Source organism: Paraburkholderia dinghuensis, assembly GCF_003837865.1.
GTDB lineage: Bacteria > Pseudomonadota > Gammaproteobacteria > Burkholderiales > Burkholderiaceae > Paraburkholderia > Paraburkholderia dinghuensis.
The window spans coordinates 533,930-555,175 of the sequence record NZ_RQIS01000001.1 but is presented as its reverse complement, the minus strand read 5'-3'; the positions used below and the strand labels follow the sequence as shown (position 1 = coordinate 555,175).

The window sequence follows — 21,246 nt, the reverse complement described above, 5'->3', positions numbered from 1 at the left end:
CTGCACGCCAGTGGCAAATCGACGTCGTATCGCCGGTATCATTCTGCACCCGTAAGCCGAGCCGTGGCGCGTGTCTGTCGGGCGCCGCGCGAGCTTCGATCCGCCGCCGTCTGGCTTTGCCGCCCGGCTACTGTGCGTGCCTGTGTGTTTTGCCCGCATCGAACCGCGCCGCGCAGGCTCGGTGTACGAGGCACTCCGCGGTCCGCCCCGGCGGTTGTGTTTTCATGTTGTTTCCTTGCCACTGGTCTCGATGATTCCAATTGCACATTCCTTACCGATACGACACACCCGCGCGGCATGCCACCTGTCGTCCTGCACCCGTCCGGAGGCGACATCACGATGAAACCTGACTGGCTCTGGTTCGGGCAGGTTGCGATGGCCACCGTCGTCAACGTCGCCTATGCGTTTGCTCTCGGTTCGGCGCTCTACGGCGCATGGCTCGAAAAGGACGGGCGCAGCCCCGTCGCGCCCGCCTACGCGGCATCGCTGCGCGCGCAACGCTCGCTACGCACGGCGGCCATCGTGTTTGTCATCGCGCTTGCGATGTGGCTGCTCTACGAGAGCGCGTCGATCAGCGGCGAGCGGTTGCCAGCCGCGTTCGATGTCGTGCCGACGGTGCTCACGCAGACGCACGTCGGGCTCGCGTGGAGCGTGGCCTTCGGCGGCGCGCTCGTGCTGCTCGTGTCGGCGTTCGCGGCGCCAGGCGCCGTGCGCGACGGTGTGCTCTGGCTCGCACTCATCGTGACCGCGCTCGGTCGCGCGGCGCTCGGCCATGCCGCCGATGCGGGCTTTGCCTCGGCAGCGCTCGGCATCCATACGTTGCACATATTGAGTACGAGCGCATGGAGCGGCATCGTCGTCGCGGGCGGACTGGTGGTGCTACCTGCGCTCGGCGCCTCGACGGCGCGCGGCATCCTGATCCGGACATCGACGCAGGTGTCGAACGTGGCGATGTTCGCGGTGGGTCTGGTACTCGCCACCAGCGTGTTCAACGCCGTGCGCGGCTCGGGTGGTTCCGTCTCCGCGCTCACGGGCAGCTCGTGGGGCCACGTCCTGCTGATCAAGACCGCACTGGTGGTGCTTGCGCTTGCAATGGGCGCCTATAACCGGATCGTGGTCATGCCGTTGCTGCGCCGCGCGGCTTCGACGGCGGCGGCGCGGCGCTTCGTGAATGTGATCCATCTGGAAGCGATCGTGATGATCGGCGTGCTGGCGCTTGCGGCCGTGCTCGCACACACCGCGCCGGGCTCCGTGATGCAGGGTTGAAACAAGGGATCGTGGCGCTCCAGCGCCGCCGCCTTACTCGTAGCCGAGCCGGTGACTGAGTATCGGTGCGAAGAACAGGGCGATGGCGCAACCGGTTGCGTTGCCTTCAAGCTCGGCTAACGCGTTCGTCGACGCGGGATGCCACAACCACTCAAACAGTTGCGGTGCGCACCACAGCACCGCGACGCCGATGAAGGCCTGCTCGACGACAAGGATGCGCCAGCCGCGCGCGCGGGCGACTGCCGCAGTGATCACACGCAGAATTCCGAAGACGACCAGCGCGCCGACGGCGGCCTGTTCGCGGATCAGATAGTCGGGGAGCATTAGGTCCATGTGAATCCCTGCCGCGCGTGATGGGTCATGCGGGGGTTCAGCAAGGAGCAGGCCAGTGAGGTGTCGTACGCTGCCTTGACGCGTGTCCGGTGACGCCAGGCTTATTTGGCGCGGATTCGCTTGAGCCTTTTATGTGGGCATGACGACATTGGCCGCGAGCGCTCCGCGGCGTCACGCGGCGAATGTCGTTCGAGTCGGCGTTAAACGTTACGACGCTGAAACACGCGATGCGCGCGGCATTCCATGATGAGCGCGACGGACCGGATTCGCGAGACGGCTCACCGCGCGCGGCCGTGCCGGTGTCCGCGCGAATTCATAGCGGATCGCGCCATCCTCGTCCGATCTTTGCCGTCTCGCGCAGTTTCTCCTCATTCACGTCGATGCCAGCATCGATCACCCATTCCGTGATCCACGCCTGCGATGCCGCTAGCGAGCGCCGGCTATTCCCCAGTCAGCCCGAGATGCACGTGAAGGCTCAGCGACATGCCGGGCCCGCGTGTGCTCGCGCGTAGCCGCGACATGGTTGAGCGGCCTGGCTCATCAACTGCCGGCAGAGCGATTCAACACCGGGAATAAACCGGACTCCGTCGCGGTACTCCACGTGAAACCCACCCCGGAGGCCTCCCCGGATCGAACCCGCGGTCTGCTTCCTGAATCCAGCCGGAGGACATCATGTCGTCGGATCTTCCTTTCCAGCCGTCGCGCCGCAATACCTTGAAATGTCTCGCCTTCGGTGGCGTAGGCACCGTGTTTGTCCTGGCCGGAGGCGTATTCACGCCCGTGGAACTGTCCCTTGCCGCGAGCAGTAAGGACAAGTCAGCGGCTTCCGGCGTTCCACTGTTCCTGCAGATCAGCGACTCACATATTGGCTTCAACAAGGAAGCCAATCCCGATGTCGCGGGTACGCTTAAACAGACGATTGATTACGTCAATGCCATGCCGGTCAAGCCAGCCCTTGCCATTCACACCGGCGACATCACCCACCTGTCCAAACCGGAGGAGTTCGATCGCGCAGCCCAGTTGTTGTCCGGGCTGAGCATCACCGAGTTGCACACCGTGCCCGGCGAACACGACGTGATAGACGGGCCGCAAGGTGAGTACTTCAAACGCTTCGGCCAGCAGTCGGACAACAGGGGCTACTACAGCTTCGACCACGCTGGCGTGCACTTTGTCGCGCTCGTCAATGTGATGCATTTCAAGCCAAACGGGTTAGGAAACCTGGGCGAGGACCAGCTCGCCTGGCTGGAAAAGGATCTCAAGGGACGAACGTCCAGCACGCCGATCGTCGTCTTTACGCACATGCCAATGTGGACGATCTACGAACCATGGGGTTGGGGCACCGGCGATGCGGGCCAGGCAATGGAGTATCTGAAGCGGTTCGGCTCGGTCACCGTCCTGAACGGCCATATTCATCAGATCGTTTCCAAGGTGGAAGGGAATATCACATTCCACACGGCACGCTCGACCGCCTATCCGCAACCGACAGCCGGCAATGGCCCAGGACCCGGACCGCTCACGGTGGCAAGCGACCAGCTACCGAAGATGCTTGGCGTAACCAGTATCACGATTTCGCGCCATCCCCTTGCGGCGACGCTCTCCGATACAACGCTTGCCTGACGCTACGTCGCGCTCGCTCAACAAGGATCCAGACCATGCAATCCACGCACTTTCAATTTCGTCGCGCGTTCGTCATTTGCTGCGCGAGCGGGATGCTTGTGGCGGCACTCGCCACGGCGTCGCCTGCCGTACAAGCGCAGGAGGCCAATCAGGTCGTCATCAAGAATTTCATGTTTTCGCCCATGGCCCTCACCGTCAAGGCTGGCACTACGGTGACCTGGAAAAATCTGGATGGTGAGCCGCATCTAGTCGTCAACGATGCAGGCCTGTTCCGCTCCGCCGCGCTCGATCAGAACGATACGTACCAGTTCAAGTTCGACAAGCCGGGAGTGTACAAAGTGTTCTGCTCCATACATCCGTATATGAAGGCGACCATCACTGTGCAGTAGATCGGATGGCATTTGCTCGAAGGGCATTGTGCGGGTCGTTTCGAAGCACCGGAATGGCCTGGGTCACGAGGATTGAGCGAGGCTGCAGTGGCTCCCAATCGTACGGCTGGCTGTATCTGGATTGAACCCGCTCACCTTCGCGCGTGAGTGTCTGGCGCCTACGACCAAGCCTGCCCGCTGGCGGGCGTTATCTGGCTGTTGACCGGATTGCGCTGGCCCGAGAGCAGGCTTTTGTTTTCAGACGCCGAAGTTCTCGCTTTTCGCGACGTACGAGTCAAATCCGAAAACGGTCAGGCGCTGACTCTTCGACGAGGGGCCGTCTGCAAAGAAGACAAGGTCGGAAATGTGAAATACTGAGCCTCGCGCAGGCCGCGGGCTCCGCATGCGCGCCTGCGTCTTCGTTCAAGGAGGCGCCCGATGAAACGCCGTGAACTGTTGGTTGGGCTGGCCGCAGGCGCGATTGCTGCAGGCTCTGCTTGCGAGGCGCAGGAGGGCCAGGCGCGGTACACCAACGAGATCGCGCTGCCTAAGCCCAAGGTTGCGGGTTCGGTCTCCCTGGAGGAAGCCATCGAGCGGCGCAGGTCCGTGCGCACCTTCGGACCAGGCCCGCTGCCTGTCGGCACCATCGGCCAGTTGCTGTGGGCCGGACAGGGCGTCACCAGCCCGGACGGCAAACGCGCGGCTCCGTCGGCCGGCGCCTTGTACCCGCTTGAACTCTACGTGGTGACCGCCACGGAAGTGATGCATTACCTGCCTCACGGCCACCGGGCCGAAACGCGGGAGTCGCCCGATCTGCGCCCGCAACTGAAAGATCTCGCAGTTGGGCAAGCGTCTGTCGGGGCGGCTCCGGCCCTGATCGTGGTGGCAGCCGAGCCCGGACGGCTTTCCCAGCGGTACGGCGCAAGGGACAAGGCCTATACCGACCACGAGGTCGGGCACGCCGCCGAGAACATGCTGCTTCAGGCCGTCGTTCTCGGGCTTGTCGCTGTGACTGTTGGCGCGGTCGACGGGCCTCGGGCGGCGCGGACGCTCGCCTTGCCTCCCGGACAGACCGTTGTCTATCTGATTCCTGTGGGTTTTCCGGCCTGAGTTACTGCGAGCGGCCGCGCAGCGATGCATCGAAGCAGATGCGGGTGCCGGATCAGACGCTGGAGTGCGAAGGGGAGATGTACGCTCGCACGGGCGAGGAGGGCGGGCGCGAGGCGGGAATCATTGACGCTGTCGCAAGCTCGCATCGTTCAACTGCGTCTTCCGACAATCGCATCGCGCGGGGCGGGTAAAGGGAAGGCTCGCAGATAACCCCGCAGAGCCCTAATTGAAAAAGCCCGGTAGATCAAAGATCTACCGGGCTTTCGCATTTGGTGGCGAATCAGGGATTCGAACCCCGGACCTGCGGATTATGATTCCGTCGCTCTAACCGGCTGAGCTAATTCGCCGAAGAAGAGAGATTATGCAGAGATCGGCGGAGGCTGTCAACTCCACCCAACCGATTTTTTCGCCGGGCCGTTCGACCCGGCGACCTGTACAACGGTCCTGTACAGCGACCTGCGCAAAACCAGAACCCACCTCAATCCCTGGAATAAATATCCGAGTCCTTGGTTTCCTTGACGAACAGCATCCCGATCACGAAGGTCATAAGGGCGATGACGATCGGATACCAGAGCCCCGAGTAGATATCGCCCCTCGCCGCCACGATCGCGAACGCGGTGGCCGGCAGGAACCCGCCGAACCAGCCGTTGCCGATGTGATACGGCAGCGACATCGACGTATAGCGAATGCGTGTCGGGAACATCTCGACGAGCATGGCGGCAATCGGCCCATAAACCATCGTCACAAAGATCACGAGGATCGTCAGGATCACCACGGTCATCGGCCAGTTCAGTTGCGCCGGGTCGGCCTTGGCCGGATAACCTGCCGCCTTCAAGGTTGCCGCGAGCGTTTTCTCGAACGTCGCTCCCTTCTCCTTGGCACCTTCAGCCCTGCCGTCGAACGAGTCGATCACGGTGTCGCCCACCTTGATCTGTGCAATCGTTCCCGCCGGCGCTGCCACGTTCGAGTAGTTCAGACCAGCCTTCGACAGCGCGCTCTTCACGATGTCACACGAGCTCGTGAACTTCGCCGTGCCGACCGGGTTGAACTGGAACGAGCACTCGTTCGGATCCGCGATCACGACGATCGGTGCACGTTGCGTCGCGGCTTCCAGCGCCGGGTTCGCGTAGTGCGTGAGCGCCTTGAAGAGCGGGAAGTAGGTGAGCGCCGCGATCAGGCAGCCGGCCATGATGATCGGCTTGCGGCCGATCTTGTCCGAGAGCGAGCCGAAGAACAGGAAGAACGGCGTACCGATCAGGAGGGCCAGCGCGATCAGGATGTTGGCGCTCGCGCCGTCCACCTTGAGCGTCTGCGTGAGGAAGAAGAGCGCGTAGAACTGACCCGTGTACCACACCACGGCCTGGCCGGCCGTCAGGCCAAACAGCGCGAGGAGCACGATCTTCAGATTGGCCCACTGGCCGAACGCTTCCTTGAGCGGCGCCTTCGACACCTTGCCTTCGGCCTTGATGCGCTTGAACGCCGGCGATTCGTCGAGCTGCAGGCGGATCCAGACGGACACGGCGAGCAGCAGGATCGACGCGACGAACGGGATGCGCCAGGCCCACGCGCCGAACTGTTCTTCGCCGATCGCCGTGCGCACGCCGAGGATCACGAGCAGCGAGAGGAAGAGGCCGAGCGTCGCGGTGGTCTGGATCCACGACGTATAGAAGCCACGCCGTCCGGCAGGCGCGTGTTCAGCGACGTAGGTCGCTGCGCCGCCGTACTCGCCGCCGAGGGCCAGGCCCTGCAACAGCCGCATGGCGATGAAGATCACGGGTGAGGCGATGCCGATCGACGCGTAGCCAGGCAGGAAGCCGACCACGAATGTCGAGAGACCCATGATCACGATCGTCACGAGGAATGTGTGCTTGCGGCCGACGAGGTCGCCAAGCCGGCCGAACACGATCGCACCGAACGGACGCACGGCGAAGCCCGCCGCGAAGCCGAGCAGCGTGAAGATGAAGCCTGCAGTCGGGTTGACGCCTGAGAAGAAGCTCTTGCTGATGTAGGCCGCGAGTGAACCGGCCAGGTAGAAGTCGTACCACTCGAACACGGTACCGAGCGACGACGCAAAAATCACGCGTTTTTCGTCACTGGTCATCGGCGCGTGTGCGACTTGTCCGCCTACAGTTGCCATAAATGTCTCCGATATTGATATGCGTGTGGGTCCGCCAGAGCGGCAGTCCTTGGAGCATTATTGGAATGGAAACTTACGGGTTTCTGACGTTTCCTCGAACTTCGGGTATATGCTGGTTAATGGGGTCCAATCACACAACGTCGCGCAACCTGGCGTAGTTTCAGCCAATCAGTGTGCTTTGTTTCTTATCGTCTTTTTCTGATGATATTAATGGCAGTGCGGCTAAGGGTAAGTCCCATTCCGCCTTACGCGCCGAAGTCAGCTTCGGGCCGCGTGTTTGCCGTTATGTGTGCACTGTGGCGCGCTGCCGCAGCGTGACGCGCACGAGCGTCCCCGCAAGCCGCGGCGCCTGTTGATAGACGTTGTCCTCGATGGCGAGCGTGCCGCCATGCATCGTCGCGATCTCGCGGACGATCGCAAGGCCGAGTCCGCTGCCGTCTCCTTCGCGTCCGAGAATGCGATAAAAGCGTTCGATCACGCGGTCGCGCTCGGCGGCCGGAATGCCCATTCCCGTATCCTCGACCTCCAGATGCACGACGCCCGCCGCCGGCTCCGGCCGCACGCGCACCGTGATCCGCCCGCCGGCCGGGGTATAGCGGATCGCGTTGTCGATCAGGTTCGAGAGCATCTCGCGCAGCATCACCGGATTGCCGTCGACTTCGAGACGTGCAGCGTGCCCGTCGTCGCCGTCACGGTCGCCGTCGCCGTCAGGCGGTGGCGGTCCTTCATAGCCGAGATCCATCTGCTTCGCGAGTGCTGGCTGGACCCAGTCGCGCACCGCATGGCGCGCGACTTCGCCGACATCGACCGGCGTGAAAATCTGCCCCGACATGCGGTTTTCGGCGCGCGCGAGCGCGAGCAGTTGCGTGACGAGTCGCGCCGCATGCTCGGAACTCGTCGCGATCTGTTCGAGTGAGCGATGCACTTCGGGCGACACGTCCTGGCGCAGCGCGAGTTCGGCCTGGGTTCGCAATCCGGCGAGCGGCGTCTTCATCTGGTGCGCCGCGTCGGCGATGAAGCGCTTCTGCAGTTCCATGTTCTGTTCGAGACGCGTCAGCAGGTCGTTGAACGACGTGACGAGCGGCTCGATTTCGGTCGGCGCGCGCCGGGCTTCGAGCGGCGAAAGGTCGTCCGGGCGCCGCATGCGGAGGTTCCACTGCAGCGCATGCAGTGGCGCGAGTCCGCGCGAGAGCCCGAACCAGACGAGCACGATCGCGAGCGGCAGGATCACGAACTGCGGCAGGATCACGCCCTTGATGATGTCGTTGGCGAGCTGGCGGCGCTTGTCGAGCGTCTCGGCCACCTGGACGAGCACGGGTTGCCCGCCGGCCGTCTGCGGCAGGTCGGCGGGCGCGACCGTCGTATAGGCGACGCGGATGTCGATGCCGCGCAGCGTGTCGTCGCGGAACTCGACGATGCCGGCGGGCGGACGGTCGTCTTCATGCGGCAGCGGCATGTCGCGGTCACCGCCGAGCAGTTCGCCGCGGCTGCCGAGCACCTGGTAGAACACGTTGTCGACGTTGTCGGCGCGCAGGAAGTCGCGCGCGGAGCCGGGCAGTGACAATTCCGCCACGCCGTTCACCGGATGGATCTGGCGCGCGAGCACATAGGCATCGGTTTCGAGCGCGCGATCGAACGGCCCGTTAGCAATCGACTTCGCGACGAGGTACGTCACCGCGATGCTCATCGGCCAGAGCAGCAGGAGTGGCGCGAGCATCCAGTCGAGAATCTCGCCGAACAGCGAGCGCGGGCGCGCCTCGATGGCGGCCTCGGTTTCGTCGGGCGGGGCGAACGGATTCGCGTAGCGGGCGTCGCGCGCTACGTCGTCGAGCGTGTCGGGCGCGGAGGCGGGCGGCTTTGCTGCGCGCGCGGCGGGGGCGGGCTCGCGCATTTTAGACCTGGCTATTTGCTGTAATCGTCACTGGCCGGCATGGCGGGCGGTGCGTCGGCGGCGCTCTCCGCGCTCTCCGTTGTGGCAGCCGCTGCAGTTACCGGCGAGGTCGCCGTGTTCGCGCCCGGTCCTGACTCCTTTTCGAGGCAATAGCCGAGCCCGCGCACGGTCACGATCCGCACGCCGCCCGCTTCGAGCTTCTTGCGCAGCCGGTGGACGTAGACCTCGATCGCGTTGTTGCTGACCTCTTCGCCCCATTCGCACAGGTGATCGACGAGCTGTTCCTTCGAGACCAGGCGTCCGAGACGCTGGAGCAGCACTTCGAGCAGGCCCAGTTCGCGCGCCGAGAGATCGATCACGTGGTCGTTGATCTTCGCCACGCGCCCCACCTGGTCGAACGAGAGCGCGCCATGGCGCACCATGGTCGGCCCGCCGCCCGCGCCGCGCCGCGTGAGCGCGCGCACGCGCGCTTCGAGTTCGTTGAGCGCGAAGGGCTTGGCCATGTAGTCGTCCGCGCCGAGGTCGAGGCCTTTCACGCGCTCGTCGACGCTATCGGCGGCGGTGAGGATCAGCACCGGCAGATTGGAGTTGCGCGCGCGCAGGCGGCGCAGCACTTCGAGGCCCGTCATTTTCGGCAGGCCCAGGTCGAGGATCAGCAGGTCGAAAGTCTGCATCGACAGCGCCGTATCGGCGTCGATGCCGCTCTTCACGTGATCAACGGCATAGCCCGATTGGCGGAGTGATCGGATGAGACCGTCCGCGAGTATGCTGTCATCTTCGGCAATGAGAATTCGCATGGTGCGTGCGGTGCGTGCGTGCATCGGGCGTTTCCAGGCTCCAGGCCCGAAGCCCCAAGCGCCAATCCCACCCTCTGGGCTCGTGCGGCGCAGGGTGGCCTCCCGAAAATTCGCGGTTTTGGTGAGCCAGGGGGCTTGCTAAAACCACTGTTTTTTTATACAGTGTCTGCGTTCGCGCGCATGAACTCCGGTATCAGGCTGAACAAGCAGACCGAACAAGCTCGCGCGCCGTCACGAGACGCCGTTCATCATAGCAAAGGACGATTCATGGAAGATAGCAAGAAAGGCTCGGCTGGGCTGACTGCGGAAAAGAGCAAGGCGCTTGCCGCCGCGCTCGCGCAGATCGAAAAGCAGTTCGGCAAGGGGTCGATCATGCGGCTCGGCGACGGTGACGTGGTCGAGGACATCCAGGTGGTCTCCACCGGTTCGCTCGGTCTCGACGTCGCACTGGGCGTGGGCGGTCTGCCGCGCGGCCGCGTGGTCGAGATCTACGGTCCGGAATCGTCGGGCAAGACCACGCTCACGCTGCAGGTGATCGCCGAAATGCAGAAGATCGGCGGCACGGCGGCGTTCATCGACGCAGAACATGCGCTCGACGTTCAATACGCGTCGAAGCTCGGCGTGAACGTGCCGGAACTGCTGATCTCGCAGCCGGACACGGGCGAACAGGCGCTCGAAATCGCTGACGCGCTGGTGCGCTCGGGCTCGATCGACATGATCGTGATCGACTCGGTCGCGGCGCTCGTGCCGAAGGCCGAAATCGAAGGTGAAATGGGCGACTCGCTGCCGGGTCTGCAGGCGCGTCTGATGTCGCAGGCGCTGCGCAAGCTCACCGGCACGATCAAGAAAACGAACTGCATGGTTATCTTCATCAACCAGATCCGCATGAAGATCGGCGTGATGTTCGGTAACCCGGAAACCACCACGGGTGGTAACGCACTGAAGTTCTACGCGTCGGTGCGTCTCGATATCCGCCGTATTGGCTCGATCAAGAAGAACGACGAAGTGATTGGCAGCGAAACGCGCGTGAAGGTCGTGAAGAACAAGGTTTCGCCCCCGTTCCGTGAAGCCGTGTTCGACATCCTGTACGGCGAGGGCATTTCGCGTCAGGGCGAAATCATCGACCTCGGCGTGCAGGCCAAGATCGTCGACAAGGCCGGCGCCTGGTACAGCTATAACGGCGAGCGCATCGGTCAGGGCAAGGACAACGCGCGCGAATTCCTGCGCGAGAATCCGGAAATCGCACGCGAGATCGAGAACCGCATTCGTGAATCGCTCGGCGTGAACGCGATGCCGGCGAACGCCAATAACTCCGGCGAAGTGGAAATCGCGGACGAAGAGGAGTAATCCACTCGTGATTCGCAAGGGCAGGTCCGCATCGGCGCAGACGGCACCGCACGATACGGGCCGCCCGCGCGACGGCAGGCGCAGTGACCAGGTCGGCCGCGACGTCCGTGAGGGCGATCGCGGCCTTGATCATTCGGGGCGCGATGCTTTCGATGCTCGCAATGATCGCGAACATGATTCGGGTGTCAGGGATCCCGGTCCACCTCAAGGGGCGCTCGAACCTTTCGAGCAGTTCGACGAATTCGAGTCTTCGTTCGGGGAGTTTGAGTCTGCCTCCGATGCGCCAGGCGTCGCTACGCCGAACGCCGATGCCCAGCGCGCAGACCGCTTCGAGCGCACTTCCACGCCTGGCGCCAATCGTTCGGCGGGTAAGCGCACCGAGCGCGGCACCCATGATCATTTCGAGCGCAGTTCCGAAATCCGGGCCGGTCGTGCCAATCGCGCCGGTCGTTCGGATCGTTCCAATAGCGGCGTTCTCGCGACAAGCGAATCCGCCGACCGTTTCCAGCGCAGTTCAGAGCTTCGCGATGAAGGCGCTCCTTCCGCGCGTTCCGCTACCACTGCCGAATCGCAGCGTCCCGCTCGTTCGCTCAAGGGCCGCGCGCTCGCCTACCTTTCGCGCCGCGAGTACAGCCGCGCGGAGCTTTCGCGCAAGCTGATACCGTTTACCGACGACGCCGACGCACTCGAAGCCCTCCTCGACTCGCTGGTCCGCGACGGCTGGCTCTCCGACGCGCGCTTCGCCGAAAGCGTGATCCACCGCCGTGCCGCGCGCCTCGGCACAACGCGCATCGTCAGTGAACTGAGGCGCCACGCGGTAGGCGATACCCTCATCGAGGAGGTCAACGCGCAGTTGCGTGAAACCGAACTTGCTCGCGCGCGCGCCGTCTGGCGGAAGAAATACGGCGAGTTGCCCACGTCGTCGGCCGAACGCGCGCGTCAGGCCCGCTTTCTTGCTGCGCGCGGGTTTTCGATGGCCATCATCGGCAAGATTCTCAAGGGCGTCGACGACGACTGGGCGGAAAACTAAGTTCGCCGACGTCCGCAAATTCCGCGCGGTGCCTGCGTGTTCGGAAGAGTCCGAAATATCCGCTATGCTAAAATTGCTAGGTTTTCCAATCCGGTCTTAGCCTTAGCATGTCGCTTTCCCCGCCCGTGTCACGCCACTTGCGCCATCAGCGTGCAATCCGGGCGGAAGCCTATGAGCGCGAAGACGGCCTGTGGGACATCGACGCGTGTCTGACGGACCACAAGCCGCGCGACGTGTCGCTCGCCACGGGCGTGCGGCCCAACGGTCTGCCGATCCATGAACTCTGGCTCCGCATCACATTCGATCGCAGGTTCAACGTCGTCGACGCCGAAGCGTCGTCCGACTGGGTGCCCTACGTCGGTCCGTGCCAGAGCGCCAATCCCGCCTATCGGGCCCTCATCGGGCTCAATCTCCTCCAGAATTTCCGCCGCGAAGCGGGCCGCCGTCTCGGCGGCACGGCAGGCTGCACGCATCTCACCGAGATGCTGGGCATACTGCCGACCGTCGCGGTGCAGGCGTTCGCCGGAGCGGTCTGGGATATCGAAGGCGGGCCGCCAGGCGATGTGTTCGGACCGGAAACAGGCAAGACCGCCGGCGGCCCTGCGGCCGATGGCGAAAAACCGCCCTTCCAGCTCGGCCGCTGCCATGCGCTGCGGTTCGATGGTGAGGCGGTCAAGCAGTTCTATCCACGCTGGTACGGTCGCGAGCCGCGTTCAATGGAGCGCGGTGCGCAAACGGCCGGCGTGCGCGATGGCGTTGACCCGGGCCAAGAGGGCAGAGTCGACGTCGTCACGCATGAATGACAATAGCTAACAAAAACAACAGCTAACAAGAAGTCCAATCCAACTCTCAGACTGAAGGGAATCACGCATGAAGATTCACGAGTACCAGGGTAAGGAAATCCTGCGGAAATTCGGCGTCGCGGTACCGCGCGGCGTGCCGGCATTTTCGGTGGATGACGCGGTCAAGGCCGCTCAAGAGCTGGGTGGCCCGGTTTGGGTCGTCAAGGCTCAGATCCACGCAGGTGGCCGCGGCAAGGGCGGTGGCGTGAAGGTTGCGAAGTCGCTGGATCAAGTTCGCGAATACGCGAGCCAGATCCTCGGTATGCAGCTCGTCACGCACCAGACCGGTCCGGAAGGCCAGAAGGTCAAGCGCCTGCTGATCGAAGAAGGCGCTGACATCAACAAGGAACTGTACGTCAGCCTCGTTGTTGACCGCGTTTCGCAGAAGATCGTCCTCATGGGCTCGAGCGAAGGCGGCATGGACATCGAAGAAGTCGCCGCGAAGACGCCGGAAGCGATCCACAAGGTCATCGTCGAGCCGTCGACGGGCCTGACGGACGCCCAGGCCGACGACCTCGCCGCGAAGATCGGCGTGCCGGCTGCTTCGATTCCGCAAGCGCGCGCGATCCTGCAAGGCCTGTACAAGGCATTCTGGGAAACCGACGCATCGCTGGCCGAAATCAATCCGCTGAACGTGTCGAGCAATGGCACGGTCACGGCGCTCGACGCGAAGTTCAACTTCGACTCGAACGCGCTGGCCCGTCATCCGGAAATCGTCGCTTACCGCGACCTGGACGAAGAAGATCCGGCTGAAATCGAAGCGTCGAAGTTCGACCTCGCGTACATCTCGCTCGACGGCAACATCGGCTGTCTCGTGAACGGCGCAGGCCTCGCGATGGCGACGATGGACACCATCAAGCTGTTCGGCGGCGAGCCGGCGAACTTCCTCGACGTCGGCGGCGGCGCCACGACCGAGAAGGTCACCGAAGCGTTCAAGCTGATGCTGACGAACCCGGACCTGAAGGCGATCCTCGTGAACATCTTCGGCGGCATCATGCGCTGCGACGTGATCGCAGAAGGCGTGATCGCTGGTTCGAAGGCCGTGAACCTGAATGTGCCGCTCGTCGTGCGCATGAAGGGCACGAACGAGGACCTCGGCAAGAAGATGCTGGCCGACTCGGGCCTGCCGATCATCTCGGCGGACAGCATGGAAGAGGCTGCGCAGAAGGTCGTCGCAGCTGCCGAAGGCAAGTAATTCTCACCGGATACGAATGGTGCGGCGAGGGCGCGAAGGCCTGCGTGAAGTCAGCAACGAGGTTTGCAGAACTCACGCGGCCGACGCGACGCGCAGCATCAGGCAAACAGAGGTCAATACATGTCGATTCTGATTAACAAAGACACCAAGGTCATCACGCAGGGCATCACCGGCAAGACCGGTCAGTTCCACACGCGTGCTTGCCGTGAATACGCCAACGGCCGCGAAGCATTCGTCGCGGGCGTGAACCCGAAGAAGGCCGGCGAGGACTTCGAGGGCATTCCCATCTACGCGAACGTGCGCGAAGCGAAGGATGCAACCGGCGCGACCGTGTCGGTGATCTACGTGCCGCCCGCAGGCGCTGCTGCTGCGATCTGGGAAGCCGTCGAGGCCGACCTCGATCTCGCGATCTGTATCACGGAAGGCATTCCGGTTCGCGACATGATCGAAGTGAAGGACCGCATGCGCCGTGAAGGCCGCAAGACGCTGCTCCTCGGCCCGAACTGCCCCGGCACGATCACGCCGGACGAGCTGAAGATCGGCATCATGCCGGGTCACATCCACCGCAAGGGCCGCATCGGCGTCGTGTCGCGTTCGGGCACGCTGACGTATGAAGCTGTTGCGCAGCTGACCGCGCTCGGCCTCGGCCAGTCGTCGGCAGTCGGTATCGGCGGCGACCCGATCAACGGTCTGAAGCACATCGATGTCATGAAGATGTTCAACGACGATCCGGATACGGACGCCGTGATCATGATCGGTGAGATCGGCGGTCCGGACGAAGCGAACGCCGCTTACTGGATCAAGGACAACATGAAGAAGCCGGTCGTCGGCTTCATCGCGGGCGTCACGGCGCCTCCGGGCAAGCGCATGGGCCACGCCGGCGCGCTGATCTCGGGCGGTGCGGATACGGCCGACGCGAAGCTGGAAATCATGGACGGCTGCGGCATCAAGGTGACGCGTAACCCGTCGGAAATGGGCCGTCTGTTGAAGGGCGTGCTGTAATACTGCCGATCGTCAGTTCCCGTTAGCGCGGGATGCTGGCGGTTTTGGTATGCTTGCGGAAGCCTTACACGAGGTTCCCGCACAAGAAGCGAGGACGCCAGTCATGGCCTCCTCGCTTTTTTATTGGCCGTGCGGGTTGTCGCGCCCTGGTGTGCCTTGCCGCGCTTTCGCGCTGACCGTCATCGTCCACTGCTCTTACCGCCGCGTTCATGCTCGAGTTTTTCACGTCGCTCCATTGGGGCGCAGTCTTTCAGATCATCGTCATCGACATCCTGCTCGGCGGCGACAATGCTGTCGTGATTGCGCTAGCGTGTCGCGATTTGCCGGCACAGCAGCGTTTGCGCGGGATCCTGTGGGGAACGGCTGGGGCGATCGCACTGCGTGTCGTGCTGATCGCGTTCGCTGTCGTGTTGCTGAACGTGCCCCTCGTGAAGTTCGCGGGCGGCCTGCTGCTTCTGTGGATCGGCGTGCGGCTGCTCGCGCCGGTGCATCTCGAGCACGCCGACGTGAAACCTGCTGACAAATTGCTCGGCGCGATCAAGACGATCATCGTCGCGGATGCGGTGATGAGCCTCGACAACGTCGTGGCGATCGCAGGCGCCGCCGAAGCCGCCGACCCGTCGCACCGCATCGCGCTCGTAATCTTCGGCCTGATGGTGAGCATTCCGCTGATCGTGTGGGGTAGCCAGATCGTGCTGCGGCTGCTTGACCGTTACCCGATCATCGTCACGCTGGGCGCCGGGCTGCTTGGCTGGATTGCGGGCGGCCTCATCGTCAACGATCCGGCGGGCGACCGCTGGCCGCTGCTCGATACCCCGGTCGCGGAGTACGGCATGTGCGTGGCGGGCATGGTGTTCGTTGTGGCGCTCGGCCACGCGCTGAAGCGCCGCAACACACGGCGCGCCGCGGCCGGCTGATTCGAGGTGAATTCGCGTTGAATCGGCGCTGAGCGCGCTGCTTTCCGGACTTCGCGGCTCCTATGCCGTTCGGTCGACTGCCCCGCCGTGGGCCCGACCGATACGATCAAGACGCCTTCTCACTTTCCGTGAGCAGGCGTTTCTTGTTTCAGGAGCCCTGATGATGATCGTCTCTGTATTTTCTGCGAGTCCGCCCGACGTTGTGCCGCGCCGGGGTTGGCTGCACCCGTCGCTTTTATCGGCTGCGTTCGCACGGCTGACCCGGCTCGCGCGATCTGCGCACCGCCTCGCAGCAAGCGGCTTCACGCTGATCGAGCTGATGATCGTGCTCGCCATCGTCGGCGTGATCGCCGCCTATGCCATACCTGCCTATCAGGACTATCTTGCGCGCAGCCGCGTCGGCGAGGGGCTGTCGCTTGCGTCGTCGGCACGGCTCGCGGTCGCGGAAAACGCCGCGAGCGGCAACGCGTTTTCAGGCGGCTACTCCACGCCACCGGCCACGCGCAACGTCGATTCGGTGCATATCGACGACGCGACGGGACAGATTACCGTTGCGTTCACCACGCGGGTCGCGCCTGCGGGAAGCAATACGCTCGTGCTCGTCCCGTCGGTACCGGACAACGCCGATCAGCCTACGGCCCGCGTCGCGCTCGCGAAGGACAGTGTGCAGGGCGGCACCATTACGTGGGAGTGTTTCTCGGTCGGCAAGACGGCGTCGTCGCTGGGCGTGCCAGGCGCGGGACCGACGCCGGTGGACGCCGCGACGTTGCCGTCGAATCTCGCGCCGGCCGAGTGCCGCAGCTGATGAGGACTAACGCGTCGATAGAGGTGACGTGGCAGTCAGGGGCGCGTGGGTAGGCGCGGCCGCAACGAATCGTGCGCAGCCGGCTACGGCCGCGCACGATCTGATCGGAGAAGGCTGCAAGAACGCGCTTCTACGTTTGCGAGATGGCCTCGGTCCGCACAGAGCGGGAAAAGTTTTGTATAGTGCGCCGGTTGCCGACGCCCCCGCTTACCCATGCCCTCCAATTTTTCGCGCTTTCTTACGTTCTTCTTGCTGGCTGTCGCGTTGACCTTGCCGTATGCCACCGTCTTCCATACCTACCCGATACCGACCTTCTATTCAGAATTCGTATCGCTGACGCTCTGGTTGCTGGTTGGCGCCGCGGTTGTCCTGCTCGCGTACGAGGCGCGGCCGATGGTCGAGTTTGCCTCGCCGTCGGTCGCGCTCGTGCCGCTAGCGTTCGGCCTTCTGCTGATCGTCCAGATCATCGTGCTGCCCGTTGCGCAGCCATCGATGAACTGGCTCGGCGCCGGCTATCTGCTCGCCGGGTTCATGGCGACTCACGCGGGTTACGGCATCGCGCGCGTGCGACAGGTACAGACCGCGATGGTCTGGGCCGCCACTGCATTGCTGATCGGTGGGCTGTTCGCGGTGTTCACACAGGTCGTGCAACTGTTCCACCTCGAAGCGAAGTTCACGCCGTTCGTCGTCGCGTACAACATCACGGTGGATCGTCGTCCGTTCGGCAACATGGCGCAGGCCAACCACCTCGCAACGTATATCGCGTTCGCGATGGCTGCGGCGCTCTTTCTCGTGCAGACCCGCAGACTGTACGTCGTGCTCTGGGCCGTGCTTTCGGTGATCTATGCGGGCGGTCTGGCGCTGACCGTGTCGCGCGGGCCGTGGCTGCAGATGGCGGTGATCGTCGTCGCGGGTTTCTGGATCGCGCTTGCGGGTGCGCCCCGTGACGGCGTGCGGGCGGTCCGGAAGGGGGGGCTGCGCAACTGGTTGCTGCCGGTCGTGCTGCTGCTGATCTTTATCGGCGTGAATGCGTTCGTGCGCTGGGCCAATGTGCGCTATCAGCTGCAACTCGATGTGTCCGCGGCCGACCGCTTCAAGGACGCGGGACAAATTGCACCGCGCCTCGCACTCTGGCGCTATGGCTGGACGATGTTCAAGTCGAGTCCGCTCCTCGGCGTTGGCTGGGGCGACTTCCCGATTCACCAGTACGCGCTCGTGCGCTCGCTCGGCGGCGTCGAGATCGCAAACAACGCGCACAACATTTTCATCGACCTGCTCGCCAAGACCGGGCTGGCAGGTCTCGCTATCGCGCTGCTCGGCCTCGTCGCGTGGTTCGTGCGTGCACTGCGCGTGCCGCATACGCCCGAGCGCGTGTTCGGCTTCATGCTGATCGGTGTGCTCGTCATGCACGCGCTCGTCGAATATCCGCAGCAGTACATGTTCTTCCTGCTGCCTGCGATGTTCGTATTCGGACTGCTTGAAACGAGGCCGCTGCGCTTCGTGCCGTCGCGCGTGTCGCTCAGCGTGTTCACGCTCATCGTGGCGGGCGGGATTGCCTGGCTTTATCCAATGGTGCGCGACTACAACCGCGCCGAGGTGCTCTACTACGGTGAACATCCCGCACAGGAGTACCCCGCGGCGCCGACGTTCCTGTTCAAGGCGTGGGGCGATTACGGCATGGCTACGCTGATGCCGATCGATGCCGCGAATCTCTCGACAAAGCTCGCGGCGCATGAGCGCGCGATCGCGCTGCTGCCTGGCGAGACGGTGTTGCGGCGTTATGCGGTCCTGCAGGCGCTGAGTGGGGACATGGCGGGCGCGCTCGATACCGTTGCGCGGCTCAAGATCTTCGCGACGGAACTGCACGACTGGCCGACGGAACTCGCGGCGATTTACGGTTTGACCGAAGGCCAGCCGACGCTCAAGGAGTTCAGGGCGGCGCTGGTGAAGAAGTACGGTGTGCCGCCGAAGCAGATCGACGAGGATGACGACGATTCCGGCAGTTGATCGATAGAGCCGGGCGATACAACCGCGGCATGCGGCGCGAGCGAGGCGCCGCGCCGCGGGACGATGATGGCGGGCCTGCGCGCGCGACCCATTGAACAGTTAGCCCGCACGAACGGCCGCACCGCTGCGCGAGCGCGCAGCGAACGTGTCACCGTCCGGCGTCTCAGCGGACGGTCTCGTCCGCGACCCAATCCCCCGACTTCCCGCCATGCTTCTCCATCACCTTCACATCGGTGATGGTCATCCCGCGATCGACGGCCTTGCACATGTCGTAGACCGTCAGCAATCCGACCTGCACGGCCGTTAGCGCTTCCATCTCGACGCCCGTGCGCCCGAAGGTTTCCACCTGCGCCGTGCAATGCACGCAAGGCACGGTTTCATCGAGCGCGAAATCCACCTTGACGCGCGTGATGGCGAGCGGGTGGCAGAGCGGAATCAGATCCGATGTGCGTTTCGCGCCCTGAATCGCGGCGATGCGCGCGACGCCGATCACGTCGCCTTTTTTCGCTTCGCCGTCGCGGATCAGCGCGTAAGTCGAGGGCAGCATGCGGATCGTCCCGCGCGCCACGGCGATGCGTTTCGTTTCGGCCTTGTCGCCGACGTCGACCATATGGGCATCACCGGCTGCATCGAAATGTGTGAGTTCAGGCATGACTGGCTCTCCATCGAGGGCGCCTATCATAGCAGCGTCGTGCGCAGGCGTTGACGGCACGGCGTCGCTGGGGGGCGCGGGCCGGGCTACAATTTGTGGGCATCGGCGCGTTTTGAGTCGCCGCGCCGGAATTCCGCCTTCTCCCCCGAACCCGTCGACAATGCATCTGAAAAAGCTGCTTGCTGCATGGTTATGCGTATCGCTCGCGGTTCCCCCGCAGGTGTATGCGCAGGCGAACACCGCTTCGGGCGCGACGGCCACGGGCGCCTCCGCGCTCGTGAATACGCATGTCGGCGCGGCGCTGTCCCTCGCACCGGACGCGCCCGCGCTCGTGAACGGCCCGCTCGACGACGATGCCGATCCGGCGATTCCCGCGTCCGTCGCCCAGGGCGTGTTCGGGACCTACGGCGGCGCGCAAAGCCTCTTTTCCCGGAATTCCGGCGCGCGCAGCAACACGAGTGTGCTCTCGAGCACCTGGATGCCGCAACTACCCGACCTCGGCGACGGCTCGGGTGGTGCCCTCACACCGCAGGCCGAGCGCAAGGTCGGCGAACGCGTGATGCGCGAGATCCGCCGCGATCCCGACTACATCGGCGACTGGCTCGTGCGCGATTACCTCAATTCCGTCGCGGCGCGGCTCGCGGCGGCGGCGAGCGCGCAGTTCATCGGCGGCTATCGGCCTGAATTCGAACTCTTTGCGATACGCGACGGCCAGATCAATGCGTTCTCGTTGCCGGGCGGTTTCATCGCCGTGAACAGCGGGCTGATCGTCGCCACGCAGACCGAATCGGAGCTCGCGTCCGTGCTCGGTCACGAAATGGGCCACGTGCTCCAGCGGCATATCGCGCGCATGCTTGCGCAGAATGAACGCACCAGCCTCGCGACGCTCGCGGGCGTGCTGTTCGGGATCCTCGCGGGCGTGCTTGCGAGGAGCGGGGACCTTGGCAGCGCGATCGCGATGGGCAGCGGAGCCTGGTCCGTCGACACCCAGTTGCGCTTCTCGCGCGCGGCCGAACACGAGGCGGACCGCGTCGGCTTCCGTTTGCTCACTGGCGCAGGCTACGACCCCTACGGCATGGTGGCGTTCTTCGAGCGGCTCGAACGTGCATCGATGGGCGACGCGGGCGTGCCGGCCTACGCGCGCACGCACCCGCTCAACACGGAGCGCATCGCCGACATGCAGGACCGTGCGCGGAACACTGACTATCGGCAGCCGCGCCAGGCGTCCGAGTACGGCTTCGTGCGCGCGCGCGTGCGTGTGCTGCAGGACCACACGCACGGCGACTGGATGGACGAGGTTTCGCGGATGCGCTCGGAGATCGAAGACCGCACAGCCTTGAACGTGGCGGCGAACTGGTACGGCATTGCATTCGCGCAGACGCTGCTTGAACGTTACGACGAAGCGTCGGCGTCGCTCGAAAAGTCGCGTGCGGCGTTCGACGCGTTCGAAGCGGCCGATGGCAGCAAGACGCGCAGCTCGCCGAGCCTCGACGTGCTCGCGGCCGAAATAGCGTTGCGCGCAGGGCGCGGCGACGAAGCCGTGCAGTTGGCGATGGCCGCGCACAAGGCGTGGCCCGTGTCGCATGCCGCGACGGACGGCTTGCTGCGCGCGCTCATTGCCGCCCGGCGCTTCAAGGAAGCGCAGACGCTTGCGCGTGCGCAGACGGTGTCCGAGCCACTTCAGGCCGCATGGTGGCAATACCTTGCGCAGGCGAGCATGGGCATTGGCGATGGGCTGGAGCAGCGGCGCGCGCTCGCGGAAAAGTTCGCGCTGGACGGCGCGTGGCCGTCGGCGATCCGTCAGTTGAAGGAGGCGCGCGACATGAAATCGGTGGGCTACTACGATCTCTCGACGATCAACGCGCGTTTGCACGACTTCGAGGCGCGCTACAAGGAAGAACTCAAAGAGGAAAAAGATAACAGCTGAGCG

The 21,246-nt window shown here is 64.1% G+C and carries 18 protein-coding genes and 1 tRNA gene; 13 read left to right on the top strand and 6 right to left on the bottom strand.

Features of this window, described 5'->3' with window-relative positions:
- Positions 1-339 precede the first annotated feature (339 nt).
- Complete coding sequence (locus tag D1Y85_RS02560; RefSeq protein WP_124149431.1) at positions 340-1,266, top strand: copper resistance D family protein; 927 nt, start codon at positions 340-342, stop codon at positions 1,264-1,266.
- 33 nt (positions 1,267-1,299) lie between these two features.
- On the opposite strand, the gene D1Y85_RS02555 is transcribed toward D1Y85_RS02560, so the two are convergent.
- Positions 1,300-1,599 (bottom strand): hypothetical protein, encoded by a 300-nt coding sequence (locus D1Y85_RS02555; RefSeq protein WP_124149430.1) that lies wholly within the window; start codon positions 1,597-1,599, stop codon positions 1,300-1,302.
- Positions 1,600-2,271: 672 nt separating this feature from the next.
- Here D1Y85_RS02555 and D1Y85_RS02550 point away from each other — a divergent pair.
- From D1Y85_RS02550 to D1Y85_RS02540, 3 genes are all read left to right on the top strand, one after another.
- Positions 2,272-3,216: a metallophosphoesterase family protein gene (locus tag D1Y85_RS02550; RefSeq protein ID WP_124149429.1), complete on the top strand. Its 945-nt coding sequence runs from the start codon at positions 2,272-2,274 to the stop codon at positions 3,214-3,216.
- A 92-nt stretch (positions 3,217-3,308) separates the two neighbouring features.
- A complete protein-coding gene (locus tag D1Y85_RS02545; RefSeq protein WP_342773442.1) occupies positions 3,309-3,605 on the top strand; it encodes a cupredoxin domain-containing protein in 297 nt (98 codons plus the stop codon).
- Between the two features lie 417 nt (positions 3,606-4,022).
- Positions 4,023-4,694, top strand: a complete 672-nt coding sequence (locus D1Y85_RS02540; RefSeq protein ID WP_124149427.1) for a SagB/ThcOx family dehydrogenase — start codon at positions 4,023-4,025, stop codon at positions 4,692-4,694.
- Positions 4,695-4,964: 270 nt separating this feature from the next.
- Here D1Y85_RS02540 and D1Y85_RS02535 read toward each other — a convergent pair.
- The 4 genes from D1Y85_RS02535 to D1Y85_RS02520 form a co-directional block, all read right to left on the bottom strand.
- A tRNA-Met gene (locus D1Y85_RS02535) sits at positions 4,965-5,041 on the bottom strand.
- A 131-nt stretch (positions 5,042-5,172) separates the two neighbouring features.
- A complete protein-coding gene (locus tag D1Y85_RS02530; RefSeq protein ID WP_124149426.1) occupies positions 5,173-6,831 on the bottom strand; it encodes an MFS transporter in 1,659 nt (552 codons plus the stop codon).
- Between the two features lie 283 nt (positions 6,832-7,114).
- Positions 7,115-8,722, bottom strand: a complete 1,608-nt coding sequence (locus tag D1Y85_RS02525) for a sensor histidine kinase (RefSeq protein ID WP_124149425.1) — start codon at positions 8,720-8,722, stop codon at positions 7,115-7,117.
- A gap of 11 nt (positions 8,723-8,733) precedes the next feature.
- The gene (locus D1Y85_RS02520) at positions 8,734-9,519 is read right to left on the bottom strand and encodes a response regulator transcription factor (protein ID WP_124149548.1); all 786 of its coding nucleotides are present in this window, start codon (positions 9,517-9,519) and stop codon (positions 8,734-8,736) included.
- Positions 9,520-9,786: 267 nt separating this feature from the next.
- On the opposite strand from D1Y85_RS02520, the gene recA reads away from it, so the two are divergent.
- From recA to D1Y85_RS02480, 8 genes are all read left to right on the top strand, one after another.
- Positions 9,787-10,866 carry a recombinase RecA gene (gene recA / locus D1Y85_RS02515; RefSeq protein WP_124149424.1) on the top strand — a complete coding sequence of 360 codons (1,080 nt, stop codon included), beginning with the start codon at positions 9,787-9,789 and terminating at the stop codon, positions 10,864-10,866.
- Between the two features lie 7 nt (positions 10,867-10,873).
- A complete protein-coding gene (recX, locus tag D1Y85_RS27410; RefSeq protein ID WP_246024739.1) occupies positions 10,874-11,896 on the top strand; it encodes a recombination regulator RecX in 1,023 nt (340 codons plus the stop codon).
- 107 nt (positions 11,897-12,003) lie between these two features.
- Positions 12,004-12,699 (top strand): DUF2889 domain-containing protein, encoded by a 696-nt coding sequence (locus tag D1Y85_RS02505; RefSeq protein WP_124149423.1) that lies wholly within the window; start codon positions 12,004-12,006, stop codon positions 12,697-12,699.
- A gap of 67 nt (positions 12,700-12,766) precedes the next feature.
- The gene (gene sucC, locus D1Y85_RS02500; protein WP_124149422.1) at positions 12,767-13,933 is read left to right on the top strand and encodes an ADP-forming succinate--CoA ligase subunit beta; all 1,167 of its coding nucleotides are present in this window, start codon (positions 12,767-12,769) and stop codon (positions 13,931-13,933) included.
- A gap of 120 nt (positions 13,934-14,053) precedes the next feature.
- Positions 14,054-14,935 carry a succinate--CoA ligase subunit alpha gene (gene sucD, locus D1Y85_RS02495; protein ID WP_124149421.1) on the top strand — a complete coding sequence of 294 codons (882 nt, stop codon included), beginning with the start codon at positions 14,054-14,056 and terminating at the stop codon, positions 14,933-14,935.
- A gap of 209 nt (positions 14,936-15,144) precedes the next feature.
- Complete coding sequence (locus D1Y85_RS02490; RefSeq protein WP_124149420.1) at positions 15,145-15,852, top strand: TerC family protein; 708 nt, start codon at positions 15,145-15,147, stop codon at positions 15,850-15,852.
- 163 nt (positions 15,853-16,015) lie between these two features.
- Complete coding sequence (locus D1Y85_RS02485; RefSeq protein ID WP_124149546.1) at positions 16,016-16,657, top strand: pilin; 642 nt, start codon at positions 16,016-16,018, stop codon at positions 16,655-16,657.
- A gap of 213 nt (positions 16,658-16,870) precedes the next feature.
- A complete protein-coding gene (locus D1Y85_RS02480; RefSeq protein WP_124149419.1) occupies positions 16,871-18,664 on the top strand; it encodes a PglL family O-oligosaccharyltransferase in 1,794 nt (597 codons plus the stop codon).
- Positions 18,665-18,827: 163 nt separating this feature from the next.
- Here D1Y85_RS02480 and moaC read toward each other — a convergent pair whose 3' ends face one another.
- Positions 18,828-19,316: a cyclic pyranopterin monophosphate synthase MoaC gene (gene moaC / locus D1Y85_RS02475; protein WP_124149418.1), complete on the bottom strand. Its 489-nt coding sequence runs from the start codon at positions 19,314-19,316 to the stop codon at positions 18,828-18,830.
- A 160-nt stretch (positions 19,317-19,476) separates the two neighbouring features.
- On the opposite strand from moaC, the gene D1Y85_RS02470 reads away from it, so the two are divergent.
- Positions 19,477-21,243 carry a M48 family metalloprotease gene (locus D1Y85_RS02470; RefSeq protein WP_124149417.1) on the top strand — a complete coding sequence of 589 codons (1,767 nt, stop codon included), beginning with the start codon at positions 19,477-19,479 and terminating at the stop codon, positions 21,241-21,243.
- The last annotated feature ends 3 nt before the right edge of the window (positions 21,244-21,246 follow it).